Origin of the sequence: Patulibacter medicamentivorans (assembly GCF_000240225.1) — a bacterium.
Classification (GTDB): domain Bacteria; phylum Actinomycetota; class Thermoleophilia; order Solirubrobacterales; family Solirubrobacteraceae; genus Patulibacter; species Patulibacter medicamentivorans.
The window spans coordinates 1-1,352 of the sequence record NZ_AGUD01000149.1 but is presented as its reverse complement, the minus strand read 5'-3'; the positions used below and the strand labels follow the sequence as shown (position 1 = coordinate 1,352).

The following is a 1,352-nucleotide window of genomic DNA, read 5'->3' as shown; positions in this document are numbered from 1 at the left end:
GCGCCCCGCGCCCCGCCGGCGAGCACCGCGCCCGGCGCCGCGGTCCCGCAGCCCGGCCGCGGCGGCCCGCACGGCCACAGCACGACCGGGACCCAGCGTCGGGCGTCGCGGTCCCAGCGCTGGACGGCGAACGTCCGCGCGCCGATTCCGGGGCGGACCTGGAGGAACAGCCACAGCCGCCGGGCACGCCCGCGGCCGACCGTCCGCGGCCAGAACGGCAGCATCGTCGCACCGGCGGCGGGCTTCGGGCGACCGTGGAGGTCGAGGATCCCGCTCTGCCAGTCGCGGTAGCGACGGCGGTCGCCGACCGGCAGCCCGCTCTCGGCCGGATCGATGTCGCGGAGCAGGAACTGGGCCGTGCTGACGACGCCCGGCGTGCGCCACGCCAGGTAGGTGCTCCAACCGGCGAAGCGGGCCTGGTCGGCGCGGGTGAAGGGCTGGTAGGGGTCGTCCTCGCGGGTCTCGTAGCCGTACTCGGTCAGCCAGATCGGCGCCCCGGGGCCCAGCCGCAGCCGGCCCGCGGCCTGCAGCGCCCGCAGCAGCGCATGCAGCCGGTCCTGGTCGGCGAGCGCCACGCGGTCGCGGCCCGTGGCCGGCGTCCCGGGCGTGACGTAGCGCGTGTAGGGGTGGAAGGCCAGGCCGTCGGCGACCGGCGGGCGGAAGTCGGCGCAGTCGCCGTCGCCGCGCGGTCTCAGCCGCTCGTCGACGCAGGCGAGATCGCGCAGGAAGCGCAGCGGCGGCACCCCGTCGACCCCCTCCGGGCCGCCGATCGCGGCCAGGTTGCCGAGCAGGACGGTGGCGTCGGGGGAGACCGCGTGGATCGCGGGCTCGGCCGCCTCGTGCATCCGGCGGTAGATCCCCGGCGATGCCGCGTCGAACCCGCCGCCCGGCCGCGAGCGCCACTGCGGGGCCAGGAAGGCCGGGTGGTTGGGCTCGTTCCAGGTCGCGAAGCGGGTCACCCGCGGCAGCGGCGGGCCCGAGGCGAGCGGCCGGAAGCTCCCCGAGTAGCGGCGGGCGACGGCGGTGGCGAAGGCCGCGAACGCCTCGGGGTCCGGGACGTCGCGCGAGCGGTCGGGGTTCGAGCTGGCGCGCGCGACCGCCCAGCGCGGGGCCCAGAAGGCGATGTCGATCAGGACGGCGAGCCCGGCCCGCGACGTCTCGCGCACCGCCAGGTCGAGGTGATCCCAGGCGCCCGCCGCGTAGCGCGCCGGGTCGCTGGCGCGGAACGGTCGGCCTGGCGCGCGGGTGGCGTCCGGCCGCGGCGCGATCCGCGACCAGCTGGCGGTCAGCCGGACCACGCCGACGCCCAGGTCGCGCGCCCGCCGCAGGTCCGCCCGGACGCGGGCCGGCGA

1 protein-coding gene is annotated in these 1,352 nt (G+C 78.8%); it reads right to left on the bottom strand.

Annotation, left to right across the window (positions count from 1 at the left end; translation table 11 throughout):
• Positions 1-1,352 (bottom strand): glycoside hydrolase 5 family protein (locus PAI11_RS10545; RefSeq protein WP_040599804.1); only part of this gene is annotated, 1,352 nt, incomplete at both ends.